Origin of the sequence: Sphingopyxis indica, from assembly GCF_032879645.1 — a bacterium.
GTDB classification, from domain to species: Bacteria; Pseudomonadota; Alphaproteobacteria; order Sphingomonadales; family Sphingomonadaceae; genus Sphingopyxis; species Sphingopyxis indica.
This window is the reverse complement of record NZ_CP076394.1, coordinates 1,873,412-1,896,631: the sequence shown is the minus strand read 5'-3', so window position 1 is coordinate 1,896,631 and position 23,220 is coordinate 1,873,412. Positions and strand designations below refer to the sequence as shown.

Annotated in this window: 23 protein-coding genes; 12 read left to right on the top strand and 11 right to left on the bottom strand. The window is 65.6% G+C overall.

Annotated features, from left to right (window positions below):
* Positions 1-290: 290 nt before the first annotated feature.
* A complete protein-coding gene (locus KNJ79_RS08935; protein ID WP_317153645.1) occupies positions 291-2,510 on the bottom strand; it encodes a copper-transporting P-type ATPase in 2,220 nt (739 codons plus the stop codon).
* Between the two features lie 141 nt (positions 2,511-2,651).
* Here KNJ79_RS08935 and KNJ79_RS08930 point away from each other — a divergent pair, with 141 nt between their 5' ends.
* The 6 genes from KNJ79_RS08930 to ftsH are packed head-to-tail and all read left to right on the top strand — an operon-like array spanning position 2,652 to position 6,761.
* Positions 2,652-2,930 (top strand): DUF2933 domain-containing protein, encoded by a 279-nt coding sequence (locus KNJ79_RS08930; RefSeq protein WP_394357162.1) that lies wholly within the window; start codon positions 2,652-2,654, stop codon positions 2,928-2,930.
* The gene (locus KNJ79_RS08925) at positions 2,927-3,592 is read left to right on the top strand and encodes a methyltransferase family protein (RefSeq protein WP_317153644.1); all 666 of its coding nucleotides are present in this window, start codon (positions 2,927-2,929) and stop codon (positions 3,590-3,592) included. The genes KNJ79_RS08930 and KNJ79_RS08925 overlap by 4 nt, the downstream gene beginning before the upstream one ends.
* A 21-nt stretch (positions 3,593-3,613) precedes the next feature.
* The gene (locus KNJ79_RS08920; protein WP_317153643.1) at positions 3,614-4,219 is read left to right on the top strand and encodes a Spy/CpxP family protein refolding chaperone; all 606 of its coding nucleotides are present in this window, start codon (positions 3,614-3,616) and stop codon (positions 4,217-4,219) included.
* 2 nt (positions 4,220-4,221) lie between these two features.
* Positions 4,222-4,545, top strand: a complete 324-nt coding sequence (locus KNJ79_RS08915; RefSeq protein WP_317153642.1) for a YHS domain-containing protein — start codon at positions 4,222-4,224, stop codon at positions 4,543-4,545.
* Complete coding sequence (locus KNJ79_RS08910) at positions 4,532-4,828, top strand: DUF5676 family membrane protein (protein WP_317153641.1); 297 nt, start codon at positions 4,532-4,534, stop codon at positions 4,826-4,828. Before KNJ79_RS08915 ends, KNJ79_RS08910 begins: the two co-directional genes overlap by 14 nt.
* Before the next feature lie 37 nt (positions 4,829-4,865).
* On the top strand, positions 4,866-6,761 hold the full coding sequence (gene ftsH / locus KNJ79_RS08905; protein WP_317153640.1) for an ATP-dependent zinc metalloprotease FtsH: 1,896 nt from the start codon (positions 4,866-4,868) through the stop codon (positions 6,759-6,761).
* A gap of 15 nt (positions 6,762-6,776) precedes the next feature.
* Here the strand turns inward: ftsH and copD are convergent, their stop codons facing one another.
* Together copD and copC are read right to left on the bottom strand one after the other, a co-directional pair.
* Entirely contained in the window at positions 6,777-7,703 is a 927-nt protein-coding gene (gene copD / locus KNJ79_RS08900) for a copper homeostasis membrane protein CopD (RefSeq protein WP_317153639.1), read from the bottom strand.
* Positions 7,704-7,707: 4 nt separating this feature from the next.
* Positions 7,708-8,085 (bottom strand): copper homeostasis periplasmic binding protein CopC, encoded by a 378-nt coding sequence (gene copC, locus KNJ79_RS08895; RefSeq protein WP_317153638.1) that lies wholly within the window; start codon positions 8,083-8,085, stop codon positions 7,708-7,710.
* 119 nt (positions 8,086-8,204) lie between these two features.
* Here copC and KNJ79_RS08890 point away from each other — a divergent pair, with 119 nt between their 5' ends.
* From KNJ79_RS08890 to KNJ79_RS08870, 5 genes are read left to right on the top strand one after another with little or no spacing between them, the layout of a single operon-like run.
* A complete protein-coding gene (locus KNJ79_RS08890; protein WP_317153637.1) occupies positions 8,205-8,483 on the top strand; it encodes a hypothetical protein in 279 nt (92 codons plus the stop codon).
* Positions 8,480-8,920: a periplasmic heavy metal sensor gene (locus KNJ79_RS08885; RefSeq protein WP_317153636.1), complete on the top strand. Its 441-nt coding sequence runs from the start codon at positions 8,480-8,482 to the stop codon at positions 8,918-8,920. Before KNJ79_RS08890 ends, KNJ79_RS08885 begins: the two co-directional genes overlap by 4 nt.
* Positions 8,917-9,480 (top strand): RNA polymerase sigma factor, encoded by a 564-nt coding sequence (locus KNJ79_RS08880; RefSeq protein ID WP_317153635.1) that lies wholly within the window; start codon positions 8,917-8,919, stop codon positions 9,478-9,480. Before KNJ79_RS08885 ends, KNJ79_RS08880 begins: the two co-directional genes overlap by 4 nt.
* A 45-nt stretch (positions 9,481-9,525) precedes the next feature.
* Positions 9,526-11,274, top strand: coding sequence for a copper resistance system multicopper oxidase (locus KNJ79_RS08875; RefSeq protein ID WP_317153634.1), 1,749 nt, complete (start codon positions 9,526-9,528; stop codon positions 11,272-11,274).
* Entirely contained in the window at positions 11,271-12,206 is a 936-nt protein-coding gene (locus tag KNJ79_RS08870; RefSeq protein ID WP_317153633.1) for a copper resistance protein B, read from the top strand. Before KNJ79_RS08875 ends, KNJ79_RS08870 begins: the two co-directional genes overlap by 4 nt.
* 135 nt (positions 12,207-12,341) lie before the next feature.
* Here KNJ79_RS08870 and KNJ79_RS08865 read toward each other — a convergent pair whose 3' ends face one another.
* The 3 genes from KNJ79_RS08865 to KNJ79_RS08855 all read right to left on the bottom strand — a co-directional run bounded on the left by KNJ79_RS08865 (position 12,342) and on the right by KNJ79_RS08855 (position 13,695).
* Positions 12,342-12,821 carry a glutathione peroxidase gene (locus KNJ79_RS08865; RefSeq protein ID WP_317153632.1) on the bottom strand — a complete coding sequence of 160 codons (480 nt, stop codon included), beginning with the start codon at positions 12,819-12,821 and terminating at the stop codon, positions 12,342-12,344.
* 168 nt (positions 12,822-12,989) lie between these two features.
* Positions 12,990-13,436: a MarR family winged helix-turn-helix transcriptional regulator gene (locus tag KNJ79_RS08860; RefSeq protein WP_317153631.1), complete on the bottom strand. Its 447-nt coding sequence runs from the start codon at positions 13,434-13,436 to the stop codon at positions 12,990-12,992.
* 25 nt (positions 13,437-13,461) lie between these two features.
* Positions 13,462-13,695 (bottom strand): OsmC family protein, encoded by a 234-nt coding sequence (locus KNJ79_RS08855; RefSeq protein ID WP_317153630.1) that lies wholly within the window; start codon positions 13,693-13,695, stop codon positions 13,462-13,464.
* A gap of 294 nt (positions 13,696-13,989) precedes the next feature.
* On the opposite strand from KNJ79_RS08855, the gene KNJ79_RS08850 reads away from it, so the two are divergent.
* Positions 13,990-14,553, top strand: a complete 564-nt coding sequence (locus tag KNJ79_RS08850) for an AAA family ATPase (protein WP_317153629.1) — start codon at positions 13,990-13,992, stop codon at positions 14,551-14,553.
* A gap of 191 nt (positions 14,554-14,744) precedes the next feature.
* Here KNJ79_RS08850 and KNJ79_RS08845 read toward each other — a convergent pair whose 3' ends face one another.
* The 5 genes from KNJ79_RS08845 to KNJ79_RS08825 form a co-directional block, all read right to left on the bottom strand.
* Complete coding sequence (locus tag KNJ79_RS08845) at positions 14,745-15,338, bottom strand: outer membrane protein (protein ID WP_317153628.1); 594 nt, start codon at positions 15,336-15,338, stop codon at positions 14,745-14,747.
* Positions 15,339-15,661: 323 nt separating this feature from the next.
* Positions 15,662-16,873: an IS256 family transposase gene (locus KNJ79_RS08840; RefSeq protein WP_317153627.1), complete on the bottom strand. Its 1,212-nt coding sequence runs from the start codon at positions 16,871-16,873 to the stop codon at positions 15,662-15,664.
* 229 nt (positions 16,874-17,102) lie between these two features.
* A complete protein-coding gene (locus tag KNJ79_RS08835) occupies positions 17,103-18,518 on the bottom strand; it encodes an efflux transporter outer membrane subunit (RefSeq protein ID WP_317153626.1) in 1,416 nt (471 codons plus the stop codon).
* Positions 18,519-18,521: 3 nt separating this feature from the next.
* Positions 18,522-21,686, bottom strand: a complete 3,165-nt coding sequence (locus KNJ79_RS08830) for an efflux RND transporter permease subunit (protein WP_317153625.1) — start codon at positions 21,684-21,686, stop codon at positions 18,522-18,524.
* Positions 21,687-21,692: 6 nt separating this feature from the next.
* Positions 21,693-22,865, bottom strand: a complete 1,173-nt coding sequence (locus KNJ79_RS08825) for an efflux RND transporter periplasmic adaptor subunit (protein ID WP_317153624.1) — start codon at positions 22,863-22,865, stop codon at positions 21,693-21,695.
* Between the last annotated feature and the right edge of the window lie 355 nt (positions 22,866-23,220).

The window sequence follows — 23,220 nt, the reverse complement described above, 5'->3', positions numbered from 1 at the left end:
AGAAGTAGTTCTCATCTTCATCGCTCACGGCCTCCCATATGTCGCCGTTCGATACGCAAACTCTGCCGCGGCTACGCCACCCCGTTATCTTGGCTGCTTCGCGCCCTCAACGTAGCGATTTTGCGGCGGCGTAGGTCAAGGTGCCGCCGCCTGTCATCGTCGAAGGCTCGGCCATATGGGCGCGAGCCGGGTCTGGTCGCCGAGATGGGCGAACAACCGGTCGGGCGCCGCGACGAGCAGACGCGAGGCCTCATGGTCTATCACCCGCCTGTCGAAGGGCTCCGCCGCGCTCATAGCCGCACCACGCGCAGCCGCAGCGCGTTGCCGATCACGCTCACCGAGGAGAGCGCCATCGCCGCCGCGGCGATCATCGGCGAGAGGAGGAGGCCGAACAGCGGATAGAGCAGGCCAGCGGCGACCGGAATGCCGGCGGCGTTGTAGATGAACGCGAACACCAGGTTCTGGCGGATGTTCGACATCGTCGCCTGGCTGAGCCGGCGGGCGCGGACGATGCCCGTCAAGTCGCCCTTGAGCAGGGTGACGCCCGCGCTCTCGATCGCAACGTCGGTGCCCGAACCCATCGCGATCCCGACCTCGGCGGCGGCGAGCGCGGGGGCATCGTTGACCCCGTCGCCGGCCATCGCGACAGTCCGGCCCTCGCGCTTCAGGCGCTCCACCACCGCGCTCTTCTGGTCGGGAAGCACCTCGGCCTCCACCTCGTCGATGCCGAGCCTCCGCGCCACCGCCTCGGCGGTCGTCCGGTTGTCGCCGGTCAGCATCACGACGCGAACGCCCTCGTGGCGCAGAGCCGCGAGGGCCTCGGGCGTGGTCTGCTTGATCGGGTCGGCGATCGCGAGGATGCCGGCGGCGACGCCATCGATCCCGGCGAAGATCGCCGTGGCGCCGTCGCGGCGCATCTCATCGGCCTGTGCCGCCAGCGGCGCCGTTTCGACGCCATGTTCCTTGAGGAAGGCAGTGTTGCCGAGCAGCACCCGCTTCCCCTCGACGGTGCCCAGCGCGCCCTTGCCGGTCGGTGAATCGAAGTCCGTGACTTCGGGAATCGCGATCTTGCGCGCACCCGCGGCCTCGACGATGGCGCGCGCCAGCGGATGCTCGGAGGCGCGCTCGACTGCGGCGGCCAGCCGCAGCACCCCTTCTTCGTCGAAGCCGGTGCCGGCGACGATCCGGGTGACCGACGGATGCCCCTCGGTCAGCGTGCCAGTCTTGTCGACGACGAGCGTGTCGATCTTCTCCATGCGCTCGAGCGCCTCGGCATTCTTGATCAGGACGCCAAAGCCCGCGCCGCGGCCGACCCCGACCATGATCGACATGGGGGTCGCGAGCCCCAGCGCGCAAGGGCAGGCGATGATCAGCACCGCGACCGCGGCCACGAGGCCATAGGCGAAACGCGGTTCGGGACCCCAGATCGCCCAGCCCGCGAAGGCAAGCACCGCGATCGCCAGCACCGCCGGCACGAACCAGCCCGAGACTTGGTCGGCCACGCGCTGGATCGGCGCGCGCGAGCGCTGCGCCTCGGCGACCATCTGCACGATCCGCGCGAGCATCGTGTCGCTTCCGACCTTGTCGGCGCGGATGATGAGAGCGCCGGTCTGATTGAGGGTGCCGCCGATCACCTTGTCGCCGAGCGTCTTGGTGACGGGCATGGACTCGCCGGTCACCATCGACTCGTCGAGCGAGGAGCGTCCGTCCTCGACCAGGCCGTCGACCGGAACCTTCTCGCCCGGGCGCACGCGCAGGCGATCGCCCACCACGATCTGGTCGAGGCCGACCTCCGCGTCCGTGCCGTCCGCGCCGATCCGGCGCGCGGTCTTGGGCGCGAGATTGAGCAACGCCTTGATCGCACCAGAGGTTCGCTCGCGGGCGCGCAATTCCAGCACCTGTCCGAGCAATACCAGCACGGTGATCACCGCCGCTGCCTCGAAATAGATCGCGACCGTGCCGTCGGCCGCGCGGAAGGCCGGCGGGAACACCCCCGGCGCAATAGCGGCGACCATGCTGTAGGCCCAGGCGATCCCCGTGCCCATCGCTATCAGGGTGAACATGTTGAGCCTGCGCGTCCTGAGCGATTGCCAGCCGCGCTCGAAGAACGGCCATCCCGCCCACAGCACGACCGGCGTTGCCAGCACGAGCTGGATCCAGGTCGAGACCCGCATCGGCACGATGTGATGCAGCGCGGGAAAGATATGCCCGCCCATCTCCAGGACCAGCACGGGCAGCGCCAGAACGAGGCCGACCCAGAAACGCCGGGTCATGTCGGCCAGTTCCGGGCTCGACCCGGCCTCGGCCGTTACCGCCACCGGCTCGAGCGTCATGCCGCAGATCGGGCAGTTGCCCGGCCGATCGAGCCGGATCTCCGGGTGCATTGGGCAGGTCCAGAGCATGCCCGTCGCCGCCTCGGGCTCCCGGGCTGGCACCGATCCGACATGACCCTCTGGGCCGACGGACGCGCCTGCAGGGCGGTGATGATGGGCATGTTCGGCGTGCGTCATGGCGACAATCCTTCCTGACGCCTCACCATATGGGGTCTAACGCCGTGCTAGGCTCAAGCACCCTAACCCGCACTTGGTATCAATACGTAAAGTGCGGTGACTGCCGTCCCGATAGATAGGATTCGCGAGGAGGGTGTCATCATGATCCTTGGCGAAACCGATATGCCGCATGACGACGACAGGAATGCGCCGCACCGCGCCAATATTATCCTGATCGGCTTTCTGATCGTCGCAGGCTTCTATCTGCTCGCGGAGCATCGCGCGCATCTCTTTGGTGTTCTGCCCTTCCTTCTCCTGTTGAGCTGCCCGTTGATGCACCTGTTCATGCATCATGGCCATCGCCACGGCGGCGACGACTCTTCGGACGCCGGCACCGACGCCGATCCCTCATCTCAATCGGGCCGGAGAACGCGGCCATGAACCACAATGACGGGTCCGCCTACGGGCTTTGGGGACTGGTGATCGTCAACGCGGCGGTCTTCATCCTTTTCGCGTTCAGCTTCTTCAAGCCGCAGACCAGGCGCGACTGGCGAAGCTTCAGCGCATTCAGCGCCTTTCTGGTCGCTCTCTTCGCCGAGATGTACGGATTTCCGCTGACGATCTATCTGCTGTCCGGCTGGCTCCAGTCGCGTTTTCCGGGCGTGGACTGGTTCTCGCATGATGCGGGCCATCTGCTCGAGATGATGTTCGGCTGGCGGGTCAACCCGCATTTCGGGCCGTTCCACATCGCCAGCTTCGTCCTGATCGGCGCCGGCTTCTGGCTGATCTCCGCCGGCTGGGCGCCGCTTCACGCCGCACAGCAGAAGCACCGGCTCGCGACCACGGGAATCTACGCAAGGGTCCGCCACCCGCAATATGACGGCTTCATCCTCGTCATGCTGGGCTTCCTGCTGCAGTGGCCGACGCTGCTGACGCTGGCGATGTTCCCGGTGCTGGTGGTGATGTACGTCCGCCTGGCGGGTCACGAGGAGCGGGATGCGTTGCGCGAATTCGGCGACGACTATCGCCGCTACATGCAGGACGTGCCGGCTTTCATCCCGCGCCTCGGCGGTCGCGGCGGCGCGCGCCATTCCATCCGCTGATTTGAAAGGGGAGCCCCGACAATGACTCGTCCGCACCAAATGCTCGCGTCCGCCGCGACGCTGATGATGATCGCGGCGCCGCTGGCCGCGCGCGCCCAGGACCCGCATGCCGGCCACCATCCTGCCAACACCGCATCGACACCGGCTGCGACAGCAACGCCGGGCACGACGACGCCGAGCACGACGCCGATGGGCGGCCAGTCCGGAATGATGGGCGGCAGCGGCATGGCGATGGGCGGAATGATGGGCGGCGACATGAGCATGTCGCAGCATATCGACGAGCATCTGGGCCGTGTGCGCGGCGAACTCGGCATCACGCCAGCCCAAGCGGCTGTCTGGACCGCCTATGCAGATGCGTTGCGTGCGAGTGCCGCGAACATGGACCATGCCCGCCAGACGATGATGGCGCCGCCGGCCGGCGGCGCCCGTCTCTCCCCTGTCGACCAGCTCGACCGGCACGACCGGATGCTGGCATCGATGCGCGACGATCTGCGCCGACTGCGTCCGGCACTCGCTCAGCTCTATGCGGCTCTGTCTCCCGAGCAGAAGCAGAAGGCGGACAGCTTGCTGGTCCCGCACGGCAGCATGATGGCCCGGATGCCCGCGGGCGGGATGATCGGGCAATAGCCATGCAGACCATAGGCAATCTGCTCTTTTGGGGACTGCTGTTCTTCCTGATGATGCGGTTCGGCTGCGGTGCGCACATGATGGGGCACCATCGTGACCATTCCCACGGCGGTGACGGAGACCGCCTTCGCGCCCCTTCCGAGGCGCGCGATCCGGTGTGCGGCACGATCGTTCAGACCTCGACCGCGAAATCGAGCCTGTTCGAAGGGCGCGCTTATTACTTCTGCTCGCAGGCATGCCGCGACACCTTCGAGGCATCGCCAGCCAGCTTTGCCCACCGAGATGTCGCGAACGACAGGATCGAAGGACAGTATGGCGCAGCATGACACCCACCGGCAGGCTCCGGTTCATCAGCTGATCCCGCTCGTCATCTTCGGGCTCAGCCTGAGTTCGTTCCTCGCGATTTCCTATACGTTTTGCATCATTGGCTATCTGCTCTTCCCGCAGCTGCCGATCAGCCATTCGTCGCTTGCGATCGTTCTGCCGGGCTTCGATCTGCTCAGCTGGAAGACCTTTTTCCTGGGACTGGCCGAGAGCTTCGCCTGGGGCTGGTATGTGACGCTGGTGTTCGTGCCGCTTTACAACTTCTTCGCGTCGCGGCGCGGCTGATGCCCAGCTGCGCCGATCACGATAGACCGGAGGACGCATGAACAAGGGGGACGGCAGGCGAAAGGGATTGTCGCGATTCGACATCACCTATTTCGTGGCCATGATGTTCGCGGTCCTGATCATCCAGGACCTCTGGGCCGGCCAGGGCCATATCAAGACGATCCCGTTCAGCGAATATCAATCGCTCGTGGCACGCAGCGCGGTGACCGATCTCGTCGTCGGGCCGACCAGGATCACCGGTTCCTACAAGCCCCCCGTCAAGAAGGGCGAGCCCGAGCATTTTTCGACCGTCCGCGTCGATCCGGCGACCGCCGCCGAATTGCAGCAGCGCGGCATCAAGTTCGAAGGCGAGCCGCCGCCCGGCTTTCTCGCGCAGATACTGTCCTGGCTCTTGCCCATCGTCGGATTCGGTCTGATGTGGATGTTCCTGCTGCGGCCGATGCAGGGCGGCGCTGCCGGCGGGCTGATGGGAATCGGACGCAGCCGCGCCAAGGTCTACTCGGAAACCAACGTGAAGGTGACCTTCAGCGATGTGGCGGGGGTAGACGAAGCCAAGCAGGAGCTGACCGAGATCATCGGCTTCCTGCGCGATCCCGGAACCTATGGCCGGCTGGGCGCGCGTATCCCCAAGGGCGTGCTGCTCGTCGGGCCGCCAGGCACGGGCAAAACGCTGCTCGCCCGTGCCGTCGCGGGCGAAGCGGGCGTGCCCTTCTTCTCGATCACCGGATCGGAGTTCGTCGAGATGTTCGTGGGCGTCGGCGCCGCGCGGGTGCGCGACCTCTTCGAGCAGGCCCGCAAGCAGGCCCCGGCAATCCTGTTCATCGACGAGCTCGACGCGCTCGGCCGTGCCCGCGGCATCGACATGCCGGGCGGCGGACATGACGAGAAGGAGCAGACGCTCAATCAGCTGCTCGCCGAGATGGATGGCTTCGATCCGAGCGCCGGTATCGTCGTGCTCGCCGCGACCAACCGGCCCGAAGTCCTCGATCCGGCGCTGCTTCGCGCGGGACGCTTCGATCGTCAGGTGCTGGTCGACCGCCCCGACAAGAAAGGCCGGATCGACGTGCTGCAGGTCCACCTGAAGAAGATCCAGGCGGCGCCCGATCTCGATCTGGATGCGGTGGCAGCGATGACGCCGGGCTTCACCGGCGCCGACCTCGCCAACCTCGTGAACGAAGCCGCCCTGGTCGCGACCCGCCGGGGGGCCCAGGCCGCATCGCTCGACGACTTCACCCAGGCCTTCGAGCGGATCGTCGCCGGCATCGAGAAGAAGAGCCGGGTGCTCAGTTCGCATGAGCGGGCGATCGTCGCGCACCATGAAATCGGTCATGCGCTGGTCGCGATGAGCCTGCCCGGCACCGATCCGGTGCAGAAGGTCTCGATCATCCCGCGCGGCATCGCGGCGCTCGGCTACACGCTGCAGCGTCCGACCGAAGACCGGTTCCTGATCAGCCGGAGCGAGCTGCAGAGCCGCATGGCCGCTTTGCTCGGCGGTCGCGCCGCCGAGGACCTGATATTCGGCGACGTTTCGACCGGCGCGGCCGACGATCTCCAGCGCGCGACCGACATTGCGCGCGACATGGTCGTGCGCTTCGGCATGACGGCGGAGCTCGGCCAAGTCGCCTATGAGCCCGAGACCGGGAGCTTCCTCGTCGGCCAAACGCCGGCGTGGCGCCCCAAGAATTACGGCGACGGCACCGCCGAGGCGATCGACGAGGCCGTGCGCAAGCTCATCGACCAGGCATTTCAGGCCGCGCGCGCCGTCCTGGAGCGCAATCGCGACCTGCTCGAGACGAGCGCCAAGGAACTGCTCGCGAAGGAAACGCTGGTCGCCGACGATCTCCGGCTCCTCGCGACACGCCTGCGGCCCACCAATGCGCTCGCGGCTTATGGCGCCACCGGCGCGTCCCTGGAGACAACGCAAGCAGCTTGAGCGACGCTAGCGCCCTCAGGACGCGGGCAGAGGCGGCTCCAATGTGCCGAGCCAGCCGACGAGGGCCAGAACCAGTATGGCCAGCACGGTTTCGATCGCGATGCTGCGGCGAAGGGCGGCCAGCGCGTCGGCGATCGCAGGTTGGCCGCTTGCCTCCGCAAGGCGCGGCGTCAGGCGGAAGCGGTTGAGCGCGGCGCACCCCAGCATGGCCGCAAACGCCATCAGCTTGGCGAGCAGGAGCCGGCCGTAGAGCGAACGCCCCAGTAGGGTGATGGCGTCGGCTCCGACCAGGAAGGCACCATTGATCACGCCCGTCGCGATGATCAGGCCGACGAGCATCGTGCCGATCGTGCTGAAGCTCGCGAGCGCGTCATGTGCCGCCATGACGCGCCGATGCGATGAGGAGACGCCGGACCCCACCAGCACCAGCAGCATCGCCAGCGCGCCGATCCAGGCGGATGCAGCGAGCAGGTGGACGATGTCGGCGCCGAGATGGATATAGCCTGGCGCGCCTTCGCTCGCGGCGCCATGTCCGAACCAGGCGAGCGTCGAGACGGCGAAGCCGCCACACGCGGCCAGCGCCACAAAGCGCGCGCCGGCAGGGATCGGTCGCCACGCCGATACGCCGAGCGCGAGCGCCAGCGCGACCATCCTGCCGAGCCATGCCCAACCGAGGCTGGTCTGCCGAAGCAGCATCGCCAGAATCGCCGGATCGAGATGGGCTAGCGTCGTACCGCTCATCGCAGCGGCCGTCAGCGCGAAGCCGAGCGCGCTGAGCAGGAACCCCGCGATGGCCAGCGCAGCATAAACTGCCCGTTCCGCCGGCTCGGTCTCCCGTTCCCGGCCTCTCAGGGCATAGAGACCGAATAGCGGCATGCCAAACAACAGCCCGAGATCACCATAAAGCGCCCAACGCACCGCGATGATGGGCAAGGCTTCCATCGGTCTAGCGCACGGTGAAGGTCACGCTTCCCGTAACGCGATGGGTATCGGCCGCCACCGCATGCCAATCGAGCTGATAGGTCCCGGCCGGCAGCGGGCGAGGAAATGTCGCGGTCAGCGTCTTTCCGTCGGCGCCGACCGAAGTCTGGAAGCCGCTGATCTTCATCGGCTCGTGATGGGCCATTCCCGGCATGCTCGTCATCGCAAGGTCGATCCCGGATAGAGGCGCCATCAGGCTTTCGTTGAAGCTGAGCGTCGCCTGGGTGACGTTGCTCACTATGGCCTCCGGGGCGGGGGTCGAAGCCAGCAGCTTCGGATGGGCGAACGCCGGCGTGGCGGTCGCGAGCACTGCAGCGACGGCGGCGAGACGGAATGCGTGCATGGGGGCGTCCTTTCAGTTCCTATGCCTCCATACGCAGCACGCGGACCCAGCCCTCATGTCTTCCTGTGAGGGATTTGTCCGGCCAGCGCGTAAAGGAGGCATTGAGGAGAACGACCCCGATGACAGATGTCGAAGCGGCGCTCGCGCGCCTTCGCGACCTTCCCGTGCATCCTGGCCTGTCGGCGATCGACGGATCGGTCCTGGCGGCACTCGCCGTCCGGCCCGCCATCCGCAGCACCATCTCCGGCGCAATGTTCGGTTTTGCCGCAACGGTGGCGCTGACACTCGGGTTCGCGAGCGCCCTGCTTCCGTCCGCTCCCGTTGGCGCTGCCGACATCGCGCCGTTCGGCGCTCCCCCGGCGCTTGCCCCGTCGACCCTGCTGGGCGCGAGCGAATGAGGGACTGGCGCCGGCTGCTGCTGATCGCGCTCATCGCCTTCGCGGCGGCGATCGCGGGCGTCCTCGTCGGCCGCGCTTATGTGGCGCGACAGGCGCCGGTCGAAACCGAGCTGCACAGCCTGCTGCACCGACAACTCGATCTCGACCCCGGCCAAAAGGCGCGCATCCAGGCCATCGAGGCGCGGTTCGCGATCCGCAAGCAGGCGCTGGAGCTGCAGCTACGTGCCGACAATGCGCGCCTCGCCGATGCGATCGAGGCTGAACATGGCTATGGGCCGGCCGTCCAGGCCGCGGTCGATCGTTCGCACCAGACCATGGGCGAGCTCCAGAAAGAAACGCTCGAGCACGTTTTCGCGATGCGCGGCGTGCTCCGCCCGGATCAGGCGGCGCGGTTCGACCGGGCGGTTGTGAAAGCATTGACGGCCAACGAGCGGTGAGCCTCGATCTCGCCGCCTGCTCGGACGGCGAGCTGGCCGCATTGGCATGCGCCGGGCGGCAGCCGGCTTATGGCGAACTGATGCGGCGCCATCGCGATTCGGTCTATCGGCTGGTGCGCGGTCAGATCGGCGACGCCGACGCCGCCCTCGACGTGACGCAGGCCTGCTTCATCTCGGCCTTCGCGGCGCTCGACCGCTATGACGGGTCTCGACCATTCCGTCTGTGGATCGCGCGCATCGCGATCAACAAGTGCCACGATTGGGCGCGCCGCCGCGCCGTCCGGCGCATGCTGTCCTTTGCGCTGCCGATCGATGCGGCGGCCGAGGTTGCCGCCGATCAGGTGTCGCCCGAGACCCAGCTCGCCGACGCCCAGGAGCTCCGCCGCACCCTGGACGCGGTTGCCGCGCTTCCCGCGCGGCTGAAGGAGGCGCTGATGCTGAGAACGATCGAAGGCCTGTCGCAAGCCGAGACCGCCGAAGTGCTGGGGGTCAGCCAGAAGGCCGTCGAGACCAGGCTGCATCGGGCGCGCGCCAAATTGGCCGAACTGCTGAGGGATTGAGCGACGGGCTGCGTATTCAGGCCGGAGCTTCAACAGGGACATCCCATGCCGTCATCGCCTATCGACCGCCGGACATTGCTGCGGGCCGCGGCCGTCGCAGGTGGCAGCATCGCGGCCGGCTGGCTGCCGGCCTGGGCGCAGCCGGTCTCGGCCGGCACGACCGACCCGATCCCGGAGTTGGCCGGCGCGGACATTGCCCTGCGCATCGCCGGGCAGACGCTCATGGTCGACGGACGCAGCGCGCGCGCCACCGGCATCAACGGGACGGTCCCGGCGCCGCTGCTGCGGCTGCGCGCAGGCCAGCGCGTGCGCCTGCGCGTCACCAACGACCTTGACGAGGAGACCTCGCTCCACTGGCACGGCATGCTGGTGCCGACCCAGATGGACGGCGTACCGGGCGTGTCCTTCCCGGGGATCGGACCGCGCTCGACCTTCACCTATGACTTCCCGATCGAGCAGTCCGGCACCTACTGGTATCATAGCCATTCGGGGCTGCAGGAGCTCATGGGCCTCTATGGCCCCATCGTCATCGCTCCCGCCGGCGAAGACCCCGTCAGGGCGGACCGCGAGCATGTGATCATGCTGTCCGATCATGGCCGGATGCATCCGCTCAGCATCTACAGGAAGCTCAAGCAGGAGCCCGGCTATTTCAACCGCCAGCGCCAGACGCTCGCGGGCCTGCTCGCGGGCAGGGATCAGCCGCTCGCCGAGCGTCTGCGCTGGGGCGCGATGCGGATGGATCCCACCGACATCTCCGACGTGACCGGATCGGTGTTCACCTATGTCGTCAACGGGCACGGCCCTCGGGATAACTGGACGGCGCTGTTCAGGCCCGGCGAGCGGGTCCGGCTGCGCTTCGTCAATGCCGCGGGCATGACGATCTTCAACGTCCGCATTCCCGGTCTCAAGCTCATGGTCGTCCATGCCGACGGCCAGGCGGTGCGCCCGGTCGAGGTCGACGAATTCCAGTTCGCGCCGGGCGAGACCTACGACGTGATCGTGACCCCGCCGGCCGAGCGCGCCTACACGATCGTCGGCGAAGCGGTCGACCGATCGGGCATGGCGCGCGCCACGCTCGCGCCGCGGGCAGGCATGATCGCCGCGGTGCCGCCGCTCCGTCCGAGGCCGGTCGCGACGATGAAGGACATGGGGATGGACATGTCCGGCATGGCCATGGTGGGCGGCGGCATCGACCTCAGCAAGCCCGACGGCGCGATGCCGGCCATGGCGCATGGCAGCATGAAGATGCGCGATCCGGCCAACGCCCCGTCGGTCCTGCTCGGCCCCGGCGTGCAGACGATCGCGCCGATGCCGGTCGACCGCACCGGAGAGCCGGGCCAGGGGCTCGCCGATGCCGGCCACAAGGCGCTGGTCTATCGCGACCTGGTCGCGCTCGAGGCCAATCCCGACGTGCGCGCGCCGGCCCGCGAGATCCAGGTCCATCTGACCGGCAACATGGAGCGCTACATGTGGTCGATGGACGGCAGGACGATGTCCGAGGCGCATGAGCCGATCCCGATGCGTGCCGGCGAGCGGGTTCGGGTGACGCTCGTCAACGACACGATGATGGCCCATCCGATCCATCTCCACGGCCATTTTTTCGAGCTGGTCACCGGGCATGGCGAACATGCGCCGCGCAAGCATACGATCAACGTAGCGCCCGGCGGCAAGGTCAGCTGGGACGTGACCGCGGCGCCCGGCGACTGGGCGTTCCACTGCCACATGTTCTTCCACATGCTCGCCGGGATGATGCGCGTCGTTCAGGTCCGCCCGTTCGCGGGAGCACCGGCATGAAGGCGCTGCGTCTCCTCGGCCTCCCTCTGATCGCGATCGCAGCGCCGGCCGTCGCGCAGACCGATCCCGGCCACGACATGTCGGCGATGCCCGGCATGGACATGCGCCAGGGCAAACCGACCGAGCATCAGGACCACGCCACGCCGGCAATCGAGGGCGCGTCGCCGGCGGCGAGCGGAACCGACCTGCCGGCGGGGAACGCGCCGCCCCCGCCGATCGCGCAGGACCGCAGCGCCGACCGGTTCTACGGCGCCGACGCGATGGCTGCGGCGGAAGCGCGCCTGATGGGCACGCATGGCGGAATGACCTACCACAAGGTCATGTTCAACCTCGCCGAATATCAGGCGCGCAAGGGCCGTGACGGTTATCGCTGGGTGGGCCAAGGCTGGTTCGGCGGGGATCTCAACCGTCTGGTGATCAAGAGCGAGGGCGAAGGCGCATTCCACGACAAGATCGAGGCGGCCGAGCTGCAGGCGCTCTATTCGCGCGCGCTCGATCCCTACTGGAACCTGCAGCTGGGCGTGCGGCAGGATTTCGAGCCCGGGCCGGCGCGGACCTATGCGACCGTTGGCGTCGAAGGGCTCGCGCCCTATTGGTTCGAGACCGAGGCCGCCCTCTTCCTGTCGAACAAGGGCGACCTGCTCGCGCGGATCGAAAGCTATTACGACCAGCGCATCACACAGCGCCTCGTCCTCCAACCGCGCGCCGAGCTCAACTTCGCCGCGCAGGACGTGCCGGAGAACAAGATTGGCGCGGGCCTGTCCAATGTCGAGCTGGGCCTGCGCCTGCGCTACGAGATCCGCCGCGAGTTCGCGCCCTATGTCGGCGTCTCCTGGGAGCGCAGGATAGGGAGCACCGCCCGGCTCGCTCGGCTGGCCGGCGACGATATCGATACCACCGCCCTCGTCGCTGGCGTCAGGTTCTGGTTCTGAAGTAACCGGGTTCCTGCTTGAGCTACTATAGATGCTGTGCTGATCGGCAATTGGCCGTTAGTCGCGCGAGTGCACGGCAAGAGATGTCGCTGAAAATACCATTCAACTGATAGGGACGGCTCGTCTATCATCCGGTCACAGAAGTCTCTCGATCTCACCGCGCAGCGCCTCTGGCTTGGTTGTCGGAGCGAAGCGGCCAACGACACGGCCCTCGCGATCGATCAGAAATTTGGTGAAGTTCCACTTGATTGACTTGCTGCCGAGAACGCCGGGTGCCTGCGTCTTCAACCACTCGTAGAGCGGGCTTGCTTTCGGCCCATTGACCTCGATCTTGGCAAACAGCGGGAATTCGACATCGTAGTTAAGTTTGCAGAAGTTCGCGATCTCCGCGGCGTCGCCGGGTTCCTGACCACCAAACTGGTTGCAAGGGAAGCCGAGCACGATGAGACCGCGAGCCTGAAGGTCACGATGTAGCGCTTCAAGCCCTTCATACTGAGGCGTAAACCCGCACTTGCTGGCCGTATTGACAATCAGCAACACCTGTCCGCGATATTGGGTCAGCGGCACCTCGCCGCCATCCGCAGCCTTGACGGTGAAACTGTAGATGTCGTCCATTGACCGGGTCTTTCCCTTGCTGAATTCGTCGAGATTCCGAAAAATGAGATCGTGATATCCTGTCACCTTTCGGAAACTATCGAGAGATGGAAGGATCTCTGCCATCGGAACTGTGGGCTCGTGCTTTCTCGCCCGCCTATCCGCATTCTCCTGAAGGTCGATCGAGGATCATTGGCCCGTCCCCGCCCTACACAGCGCAGCGACCAGCGCCTGCACCCGGCTGCGCAGTTCGCCGACATCCTCCGGCCGCATGTCGAGCCCGGCAGCGAGCGTGGCGGGCACGTCGCGGGCATCAGCGCGCAGGGCACGCCCCCTGGGTGTCAGATCGATCAGCACGCGCCGTTCGTCTTCAACGTCGCGGGTGCGGGTGACCAGGTCCGCCAACTCCATCCGCTTGAGCAACGGCGTGAGCGTGCCGCTGTCGAGATGGAGACGATCGCCCAGCGACCCGACCGTCAGGGGCGCCTCCTTCCACAGCACCAGCATGACGAGATATTGCGGATAGGTGAGGCCGATCTCCGCGAGCACCGGCCGGTACAGGCGGGTCAGCAGATTGGAGGCGGCATAAAGCGGGAAGCAGACCTGCCGATCGAGATCGAGCAGGTCCTCGTCCATATCCGGCCGATCCACGCCGGTCTGCTCAGTTGACGGCAAGGCGGGGGGCGACGTCGACATTGCCGTGCACCGCATTGGAATAGAGGCAGACCCGATGCGGCTCGTCCACGATCGCCTCGGCCGTCATATGGTCAGGGTCGGTGATCGTCGCCTCGAGCGTCACCGACGAGCCGAAGCTCCCATTGCCATCGGGCGCCATCCCGACGATGCCGGTGCGGTCGCCGATGGCGGTAACGTGGGCGGAATTGAGCGTGCTCATGGACTCCCCTGCCAGATGCTCAGATCAATACTATTTCACACAATTTGATAGCATACAATGGATAATCGCCGCTGAGGCTGAGCTACCAAGCCTTACCTGCATCGGCGATTTTTCATTATGGATTTGCTGCCGCCGCTTCGTTGGCCAAGTCCCACTGCTCCCCCTTTCCAATCCCATTGATGCATCCAATCGGATGCAGTGCCGCCCGCGCTCCGGCCCGCGCAAGCGCCTGCGAGAGCAACTCTTCCTTGGCACGATCACGGGGATGCCGTTGGCGCGCTCCCTTGCTGCTCCATGGAGGTTTCATTGCATCCATCATCACGAGATTTCTATGTCCTCACAGGCGGCCCCGGCTCGGGTAAGAGCACGCTGCTAGATCATCTTGAAGGTCACGGCTTCGCACGCTCGATCGAAGCCGGCCGAGGCATCATTCAGGATCAGATCGCCATAGGCGGTCCGGCATTGCCGTGGCGGGATCGAGCGCTATTCGCCGAACTCATGCTCTCCTGGGACATGCGATCCTATCACGCGGCGCTGCAGCGGGATGGTTCTGAACCGGTCATCTTCGATCGCGGCGTGCCAGACGTCCTGGGCTATCTTCGGTTCGAGGGCCTGAATGTGCGGTCTCATATCCAGCGGGCCGCGAAATCATTTCGCTACAACCCGCGCGTCTTCGTCGCCCCGCCTTGGCCGGAAATCTACACTCAAGATGCCGAACGCAAGCAAGATGAGGAAACCGCGCATCGCACTTACGAGGCTATGGTCATCGTCTATCGCGAGCTTGGCTATACGCTGATTGAACTTCCCAAGGCCAGCGTTGCCGCTCGCGCCGAATTCGTGCGTGCGCAGATCGGTTGACACCGAAGCCTGTGTCTCCGGCATCAACCCAGAGAAAGACGATGCGGCGGGCAATTACCCCAGCAAACAGCTTCTCGCCAGCAACCTGCTGCAGGCAGCCGCGCTTCGGCGGGTCGCTTGCCCGTCAGCCATTTTGCGCGATTGCGTCCGGCGGCGCCATATAGGGCATATGACGCCGCGCGGCTAACGCATCAGAAATGATAGGCGACGCCCACTAGCGCCTTGTGACGATCGAAAGTCTCGCCACTGCTGCCGAGATCACTATAGCGGTATTCGATCCGGGCAGAGAGCCTGTCGGTGAGGGCTCGCTCTACACCGCCCCCAACGCTCCAACCGTCGAAATTGTCGTGATCTCTTATGGGGCCATTTACTCCGATCGTCCGCACGGACGCTCGGCTGTTTTCATAGCCGCCCCGGATGTAGATCAAGGAACGCTCGTCCATGAGATAGCCCGCCCTGGCCGAAACATCGAATGTGTAGTCGGGATCGATGACCGCGCCGCCACGACGGACAGCGTCATTGGCGCCGATTTCGAAGCCCCCTTCCAGGCCGAGCACCACGTGCGGCGCAACCGTCTGGTTGTAACCGACGAAGGCGCCACCGGTGAAACTGTCCCTCGAATTCCGAATTTCGATGGGGCCGACGTCGGTATCGGCTCGCCCGACCTTGTCATGGTTCCAGCCCACCTGCCCACCCACATAGGGCCCTTGGAACACCTGGGCCGAAGCTGGCAGGGCGCTCGTGGCGAAGGCCAGAACCGCAACGGCTGCAGACAGTTTTCTCATTTGTGTTTTCCTCATTCCTGCGCTTCCTATCTTGAGAATGAGCGCTCACTCTCACCCACAAGATAGGAAGCGCCGTGAGGACCATCAAGGGGACGGACAGACAAGTTTCTGCGTGCGCGCCGTTGTTGCTGGCACCGATCCCCTTGAATCGGATCGGGATATGAATGTTGTGCTACCGGACGATCAACGGCACCGTAGTCATCAATCGAAAAGTGCGCTTGGCGTGCATCGTCCAGCAAAGGCCACCACTGATCCCTCGCTCAGTGAAACGGTCGCGTCCGTCAATGTGGTGTAAAATCGGGTGTGGCCAATGGGCTGCATTTTCAGGCGGCCTTGGGTGTAATCTGTAGCGGCTGAACCTCCTCGATCATTGGTGTGGCAAGGGCGACCATGCCCTCGATCTGCATGTAGCGGTGCTGGAGTTGGTATTCGTCGTTCTGCTCGAGCAGGACGGCGCCGACGAGGCGGATGATGCTGTCCTCGTTGGGGAAGATGCCGACGACATCGGCGCGGCGCTTCACTTCCTTGTTCAGGCGTTCCAGCGGATTGGTGCTGTGGAGTTTGACCCGGTGCTGCTCGGGGAAGGTCATGTAGGCGAGCACGTCGTGCTCGGCATCGTCCATGCAGGCGCCGAGCTTCGGCCAGCGGGTGCGCAACTGGTCGGCGACCTGGCGCCAGACCTGTGTCGCGGCGGCATGGTCGGGCTGGAGAAAGACCTGGCGGATGGCAGCGGCAACGACGGTGTTCTGGCCCTTGGGCACGTAGGCCAGGGCATTGCGCATGAAGTGGACGCGGCAGCGCTGCCAGGTGGCGCTGAGCACGCGGGTGATCGCCGCCTTGAGGCCCTCGTGGGCATCGGAGATGACCAGCTTCACGCCAGTCAGCCCGCGGCGGGCTAAGTCCTTGAGGAAGTCGGACCAGAACACCTCGGCTTCGGAGGGGCCGATGTGGAGGCCGACGATCTCGCGCTTGCCCTCGGTATTGACGGCGACGGCGATTATAGCGGCGACACTGACGATCCGTCCGCCCTCGCGCACCTTGAGGTAGGTGGCATCGAGCCAGAGGTAGGGCCAGTCACCGGCGAGCGGCCGCTTGAGGAAGGCGTGGACGCGCTCGTCGATGTCCTTGCAGAGCTTGGACACCGAGGACTTTGAGATGCCGGTCATGCCCATCGCCTGCACCAGCTCATCGACGCGCCGGGTGCTGACGCCGGCGATCCACGCCTCCTGGATCACCGCGACCAGCGCCTTCTCGACGGTCTTCCTCGGTTCCAGAAAGCCGGGAAAGTAGGCTCCGGTCCGCAGCTTGGGGATCTTGAGGTTGAGCGTGCCGAGCCGGGTGTCGAGGCTGCGGTCGCGATAGCCATTGCGCCAGGTCGTGCGATCGCCGGAACGCTCGTGCCGGCCGGCGCCGACCAGGCCATCAACATCGGCCTCCATGATGATCTGCAATACGCTCTCGGCGATCGTGCGCAGGAAATCTCCATCGCCGGTCTTCGCCATCAGTTCGGCAAGCGGTAGTCTGTCGTCGGTCATCGGGATCAACTCCTCGGTGGGCGTGTGAAGTGTGGTAACTCCACCTTACCGATGAGCCCGGTGGCCACCGAGATCGAAATCGCATGGGGTGGGGCATGCCCCACCCCATGCGATCGCCTCAATCTACACCGGAAATTACACCACGAGCGCGGACACTAGGAGTGAAACTTTTTATCCACGAGCTATCCCCCGCTCGAGACCGGACATGGGAGGCATTCGGTACCCGCAATCACATCAATCCGCCGCCGAGTGCCCTGTACAATTCCACGGCGTTGCTCTCGCGAACGAAGCGTGTGGCCAGCAGGCTTTGCTCCGCGCTGTAGAGCGTGCGCTGGGAGTCGAGCGTGGTGAGAAACGGATCGATGCCCGAGCGGAACCGCGCGTCCGACAGCCGGTAAGCTACGGCCGCCGCCTCGCGCAGCGATGCCTGAGCCTCGAGCTGGTTGTCGATCGTCCCGCGCCGCGCCAGCGCGTCGGCCACTTCGCGAAAGCCGGTCTGGATCGATCGCTCGTACTGAGCGACCATCACATCACGCGTGGCCTCGGCGTAGCGGAGATTTCCCTGGTTCCGCCCGAAATCGAAGATCGGAACCGAAGCGCTCGGCGCGACCGACCAATAGTCGCTGCCATTGCCGAACAGGTTGGAGAGGCCGAGGCTGATCGTGCCGAACGCCGCGGTCAGCGATATCCGGGGAAAGAAGGCCGCGCGCGCTGCGCCGATATTGGCGTTGGCCGCCCGAAGCTGATGCTCCGCCGCGGCGATGTCCGGACGGCGAAGCAAGACCTCGGACGGAAGGTCCGCTGGGAGCTGTGCGACCGTCGTGCCCGCATCGGGCAGGTTTGCCGGGAGGAGTTCGGTGCCGACCGTCGTGCCGGCGAGGAGATTGAGCGCGTTGCGCGCCTGATCGACGCGCGTGACGCCTTCGGCGATATCCGAACGCGCCTGATCATAGCTCGTCTGGGCCTGGCGCACCTCGAGTTCGGAGGCGATGCCCTTGGCGAAGCGCGCCCTGGTGAGAGCGAGCGTCTCTCCGAACGCCTTTTCGGTATCCCGCGCGATCCGCAGCCGTTCCTGGTCGGTGGCGAGAGTCAGCCAGGCCGTCGCGACCTCGGCGATCAGCGCCACCTGCGCGGCGTTCCGGTTCTCGACGGACGCAAAATACTGCTCGAGCGCCGCCTTGCTCAGATTCCTGATCCGGCCGAACAGGTCGATCTCCCACGCAGAGACGCCGACGCTCGCGGTATAGATGTCGTTGCGGCCGCCAAGGACGGTTCCTCCTCCCGCGCCGCCGGCACCCGATACGCCGCCCGGATAGTTCTGATAGGTCGCATTGCCATTGACCCCGATCGTCGGCAGCAGGTCCGCCCGCTGCACGCGGTAGAGGGCGCGGGCCTGCTCCACATTGGCCAGAGCCACCCGCAGGTCGCGATTGTTGTCGAGCGCAAGCTGGATAATGTTTCGCAGCCGCAGATCGGTGAAGAACGCCCGCCAGGCGAGGTCGGCGGGATTGGGGGCGACCGCTTCCCCTCCCTGCGCGGGTAGCGCATCTGGCACGGGCAGCGCGGGCCGGACATATTTCGGGGCCATGCAGCCGCCAAGGCTGGCGCTCAGAAGCGCCGCGAGGAGGATGTGTTGTTTGTTCATGGCTCAGGCCTCCACCGATGCGATGGCCGGTGTCGAGGCGGCGCCCGTATCCCCTGCGTCTCGATCTGTCCGATCCTGACGGAAGAGACGTTTCACCAGATAGAAGAACAGGGGCACGAAGAAGATAGCGAGCGCGGTGGCGGTGAACATGCCGCCGACCACGCTGCGGCCAATAGCATTCTGCCCGCCCGACCCCGCGCCACTGGACAGGGCGAGCGGGAGCACGCCGAAGCCGAAGGCGAGCGATGTCATCAGGATCGGCCGCAGGCGCAGCCTGGCAGCTTCAAAGGCCGCCGTGGCGGCGTCGAGCCCCGAACGCATCCTTTCCTCGGCGAACTCGACGATCAGGATCGCGTTCTTCGAGGCGACACCGATGGTCGTGATCAGCCCCACCTGCATGTAGATGTCGTTGGCGAGACCCGTCAGCCAGGCCGCGAGCAGCGCACCGACGGCGCCGATCGGCACCACCAGGATGACGGCGAAGGGCACTGACCAGCTCTCGTAAAGCGCGGCGAGCGCAAGGAAGACGATGAGAATCGAAAGGGCATAGAGCGCGCCCGCCTGTCCCCCGGCGAGACGTTCCTCATAGGAAATTGCGCTCCATTCAAGGCCGATACCTGCGGGAAGCTTCCTGGCCAGCTCCTCCATGCGTTTCATGGCAGCGCCGGTGCTGTGGCCCGGCGCCGGAGCGCCGAGGATTTCGATAGCGGGACGGCCATTGTAGCGCTCGAGGCGAGCGGGGCCGAAGCCCCAGCTCGTATCCGAAATGGCGGACAGGGGCGCCATCTGGCCGGAGGAGCCGCGCACATAGATCCTGCCGATGTCGTTCGGGCTGCCGCGGAACGCGGCATCGGCCTGGACCATCACCTTCTTCACGCGGCCCCGGTCGAGGAAATCGTTGACGTAGCTTCCGCCGAGCGCGGTCGCGAGCGCGTCGTTGACATCGCCCTGGTCGAGACCCAGAGCCCCTGCCCGCGCCTGATCGACATGCAGCTTGAGCTGCGACACATCATCGAGGCCGCTCGGACGGACCTGTGTCAGCATCGGGTCCTTGCGGGCCAGTTCGAGGAGCTTGTTGCGCGCGGCGATCAGCCGGTCATGACCGACGCCGCCGACATCGGTGAGCTGGAGGTTGAAGCCGGTCGCATTGCCCAGTTCGAAGACCGCCGGCGGAATGAACGCGATCGCCGTCCCGCCGCGAATTTTCGCGAGGGCCTGATTGACGCGGTTGGCAATGCCGGATGAGGTATTGTCCTTGCCCGAGCGCTCATCCCAATCGCGCAGCTTGAGGAAGGCCGCAGCGACATTCTGGCCCTGCCCGATACCGTCGAAGCCGGCGACGCTGAACACCGTCTCGACATTGGCCTTTTCGCCGACCAGGAACGCGTTCTCGACCTGGTGCACGACTTCGGCGGTCTGCTCCATGGTGGCGCCGGTGGGCAGAACCACCTGGGCCATCATCATCCCCTGGTCCTCGTCCGGCAGGAAACCGCCCGGCAGACGCGCGAAAAGCACGCCCAGGACAGCAATGACCAGTCCATAGACCAGCATCGACCGCTTCCAGTTGCGATTTACCGTGCGAACGCCCTCTCCGTAGCGTTCGATACCGCGATCGAAGAGACGGTTGAACCAGCCGAAGAAGCCCTTGCGTTCATGGTGCGTGCCGTCCGACGGCTTGAGGATCGTCGCGCACAGCGAAGGCGTGAACACGAGCGCAACGATCACGGAGAGCGCCATGGCGGTGACGATCGTGATCGAGAACTGGCGGTAGATGATGCCCGCCGAGCCGCCGAAGAAGGCCATCGGCAGGAAAACTGCCGAAATCACCACGCCGATGCCGACGAGCGCTCCGCTGAGTTCGTCCATGGACCTGCGCGCGGCCTCGACCGGCGACAGGCCTTCCTCCTGGATCAGCCGTTCGACATTCTCCACCACGACGATGGCGTCGTCGACCAGGAGGCCGATGGCGAGCACCATGCCGAACAGAGTCAGGCTGTTGATCGAATAGCCGAGCGCGAGCAGCACGGCGAAGGTGCCCAGCAGAACCACCGGCACGGCGATGGTCGGAATGAGCGTCGCCCGGAAGTTCTGCAGGAACAGCAGCATGACGAAGAAGACGAGCACGACCGCCTCGACGAGCGTATGCACGACCTCTTCGATGGAAAGCCGGACGAAGGGTGTGATGTCATAGGGATAGTCGATCCGGATGTCGGGCGGCAGTTCCTTCGACAGCCTGCCGATCTCGGCCTTGACCGCCGTGATCGTATCGAGCGCGTTCGCGCCCGCGGCCAGGGTGATCGTGAGGCCGACGGCCGGCTTGCCGTTGACGCGGGCATCGAAGTTGTAGAGTTCGCCACCGATTTCCACCTCGGCGACATCGCTGAGCTTGACGGTCGATCCGTCCGGATTGGTCCTGAGCAGGATGGCGCGGAACTGTTCGGGCCTCTCCAGACGCGACTGCGCCGACACCGTCACATTGAGCGCCTGGCCGGGCCTCGCCGGCAGGTTGCCGATTTCACCTGCCGATACCTGGGCATTCTGCTTGAGGATGGCGCTTTTGACGTCGCCGAAGGTGAGTTGCAGGTTGGCGAGCTTGATCGGATCGACCCACACTCGCATCGCATATTGCGTGCCGATGATCTGGGTGGTGCCGACACCGGTGATCCGGCTGATCGGATCCTGAAGCTTGGAGCCCATGAGGTCGCCAAGGTCCGTCTGGTCGTGGCTGCCGTCGGCCGAGCGCAGCGTGACGATCAGGGCAAACGCCGATGAACTCTTCTCGACCTTGACGCCCTGCTGCTGCACCTCGCGCGGCAGCAGCGCCATGGCCTGCTGTACCTTGTTCTGCACCTGGACCTGCGCGGTGTCGGGATCGGTGCCTTGCTCGAAGGTGACGTTGGTCGCGAGATTCCCCGCCGAATCGCTCGTCGAGCGAAAGTAGCGCATATGATCGATGCCCTTGAGCTGCTGCTCGATCACCGCCGTGGTCGAATCGTTGAGCGTCTTCGCGTCGGCTCCGGGATAGAGCGTGCTGATCTTGATGACGGGCGGCGCGATTGTCGGGAATTGGGCGATGGGGAGAGCACGAATGGCGAGCGTACCGGCCAGCATCGCGATGATGGCCAGGACCCAGGCAAAGATCGGGCGATCGATGAAGAAACGGGACATCGCGCGTCACTTCCCCGAATTGGCCGGTGCCGCGGGGGCGCCGGATGGTTTTGGGGAAGGCGTCCAACTCTTGGGAGTCACGGCCTCACCAAGAGTGGCGCGTTGCCGTCCCTCGACGATCAGCCTGTCTCCGGTGCGAAGGCCCGCCGTGATCACCCAGCGATTGCCGATGGCACGGTCGGCCGTGAGGGTCCGCTGCTCGACCTTGTTGCCTGGCCCCACCACCAGCGCGAGCGCACGCCCCCGCTCGTCGCGGAAGACCCCCTGCTGCGGCGCGAGAATGGCCTGCTGCCTGACCCCGTCGACCAATTGGGCGCGCACATAGAGCCCGGGAAGCAGTGCTCCATCGGGATTGGGAAAGGTCGCCCGCAATGTGACCGCGCCTGTCGAGGGGTCCGCTGTGATTTCCGAGAATTGCAGCTTGCCCTCGAGGGGATAGGTCTTGCCGTTGGGCAGCAGCAAGGTGACGCGGGCGCTGTCGTGGTCGCGAATAAGCCCGCCTGCCCGCATGGCGTCGCGGAGATCGAGGATTTCGGAAGCCGCTTGGGTGACGTCGACAAAGACCGTGTCGGTGCGCTGGATGGTCGCCAGCGGCTGCGCCTGCCCCGCCTGGACGAGAGCGCCCGGCGTGAACAGCGACCGGCCGATCCGTCCCGTGATCGGCGCGCGCACGCGGGTGAAGCCGAGATTGACCTGGGCGGCATCGACGGCGGCGCGCTGCGCGGTGACGTCGGCGCGCGCCTGCGCGGCGGAAGCCCTGGCGTTGTCGGCCTCCTGCCGGCTGACGGCGTTGATACCGACCAGATCGCGATAGCGTTCGGCCTGGAGCCGCGTGGCATCGATCGCCGCCTGGGCACGGGCAAGACCGCCGCGGGCGCTGCCGAGCGCCGCGCGATAAGGCGCATCCTCGATCTCATAAAGGACCTGTCCAGCCCGGACGACCGCGCCCTCCTCGAACAGCCGCCGGCGGATCACGCCGTTCACCTGCGGGCGCACCTCCGAGGTCTCGGCGGCGACGATACGGCCGGGCAACTCGCTCGTCAGCACCGCGGGCTCGCTCTTCAACACCACGATGCCGACGTCCGGCGGCGGCGCCTTGGGCGGCTCGGATACACTGCAGCCGGCCAGCCAGAGAAAAGACAGAATGAGCGTAGTCCTGGACAACCCGGGTTGAAACATTCGCAGCTTCCTGGCGTTGATGACGAATGAGAGTGAGCGCTCATTCCCAATGCTGCAACGCAATAGGACAGGCTTTCGAGCTTGGCAATGGGCTTTGCCTCTCCGCGATGGCGGGCCTCGCATCGAACAGGCATGCAGGTGGTCGCATGGAGCCGGAAACCGGGCAAAAAACGGATAGTCTGCGGCATGGAACAGAGCAGCGCCCGCTTGACCCAAGGGTCAACAGACTGCAAGTTCAATCCGTAGTGAGCGCTCATTCCAGGCAGGAGAACTCTTCGCAACCGACACATCGCTCTGCTTGCCGGGGTCAGAGCCCAGAGACGAAATCACCATGACGATACATCTCATGCCGCCG

Bases quoted from the DNA above. Each gene is read 5' to 3' on its own strand.
- KNJ79_RS08825 (WP_317153624.1), bottom strand. From the start codon at position 22,865: ATGTTTCAACCCGGGTTGTCCAGGACTACGCTCATTCTGTCTTTTCTC.
- KNJ79_RS08870 (WP_317153633.1), top strand. From the start codon at position 11,271: ATGAAGGCGCTGCGTCTCCTCGGCCTCCCTCTGATCGCGATCGCAGCG.
- KNJ79_RS08930 (WP_394357162.1), top strand. From the start codon at position 2,652: ATGATCCTTGGCGAAACCGATATGCCGCATGACGACGACAGGAATGCG.
- KNJ79_RS08920 (WP_317153643.1), top strand. From the start codon at position 3,614: ATGACTCGTCCGCACCAAATGCTCGCGTCCGCCGCGACGCTGATGATG.
- KNJ79_RS08860 (WP_317153631.1), bottom strand. From the start codon at position 13,436: ATGGACGAGGACCTGCTCGATCTCGATCGGCAGGTCTGCTTCCCGCTT.
- KNJ79_RS08875 (WP_317153634.1), top strand. From the start codon at position 9,526: ATGCCGTCATCGCCTATCGACCGCCGGACATTGCTGCGGGCCGCGGCC.
- KNJ79_RS08890 (WP_317153637.1), top strand. From the start codon at position 8,205: ATGACAGATGTCGAAGCGGCGCTCGCGCGCCTTCGCGACCTTCCCGTG.
- ftsH (WP_317153640.1), top strand. From the start codon at position 4,866: ATGAACAAGGGGGACGGCAGGCGAAAGGGATTGTCGCGATTCGACATC.
- KNJ79_RS08835 (WP_317153626.1), bottom strand. From the start codon at position 18,518: ATGAACAAACAACACATCCTCCTCGCGGCGCTTCTGAGCGCCAGCCTT.
- KNJ79_RS08915 (WP_317153642.1), top strand. From the start codon at position 4,222: ATGCAGACCATAGGCAATCTGCTCTTTTGGGGACTGCTGTTCTTCCTG.
- KNJ79_RS08925 (WP_317153644.1), top strand. From the start codon at position 2,927: ATGAACCACAATGACGGGTCCGCCTACGGGCTTTGGGGACTGGTGATC.
- copC (WP_317153638.1), bottom strand. From the start codon at position 8,085: ATGCACGCATTCCGTCTCGCCGCCGTCGCTGCAGTGCTCGCGACCGCC.
- KNJ79_RS08865 (WP_317153632.1), bottom strand. From the start codon at position 12,821: ATGGACGACATCTACAGTTTCACCGTCAAGGCTGCGGATGGCGGCGAG.
- KNJ79_RS08850 (WP_317153629.1), top strand. From the start codon at position 13,990: ATGGAGGTTTCATTGCATCCATCATCACGAGATTTCTATGTCCTCACA.
- KNJ79_RS08855 (WP_317153630.1), bottom strand. From the start codon at position 13,695: ATGAGCACGCTCAATTCCGCCCACGTTACCGCCATCGGCGACCGCACC.
- KNJ79_RS08830 (WP_317153625.1), bottom strand. From the start codon at position 21,686: ATGTCCCGTTTCTTCATCGATCGCCCGATCTTTGCCTGGGTCCTGGCC.
- KNJ79_RS08885 (WP_317153636.1), top strand. From the start codon at position 8,480: ATGAGGGACTGGCGCCGGCTGCTGCTGATCGCGCTCATCGCCTTCGCG.
- KNJ79_RS08845 (WP_317153628.1), bottom strand. From the start codon at position 15,338: ATGAGAAAACTGTCTGCAGCCGTTGCGGTTCTGGCCTTCGCCACGAGC.
- KNJ79_RS08935 (WP_317153645.1), bottom strand. From the start codon at position 2,510: ATGACGCACGCCGAACATGCCCATCATCACCGCCCTGCAGGCGCGTCC.
- copD (WP_317153639.1), bottom strand. From the start codon at position 7,703: ATGGAAGCCTTGCCCATCATCGCGGTGCGTTGGGCGCTTTATGGTGAT.
- KNJ79_RS08910 (WP_317153641.1), top strand. From the start codon at position 4,532: ATGGCGCAGCATGACACCCACCGGCAGGCTCCGGTTCATCAGCTGATC.
- KNJ79_RS08840 (WP_317153627.1), bottom strand. From the start codon at position 16,873: ATGACCGACGACAGACTACCGCTTGCCGAACTGATGGCGAAGACCGGC.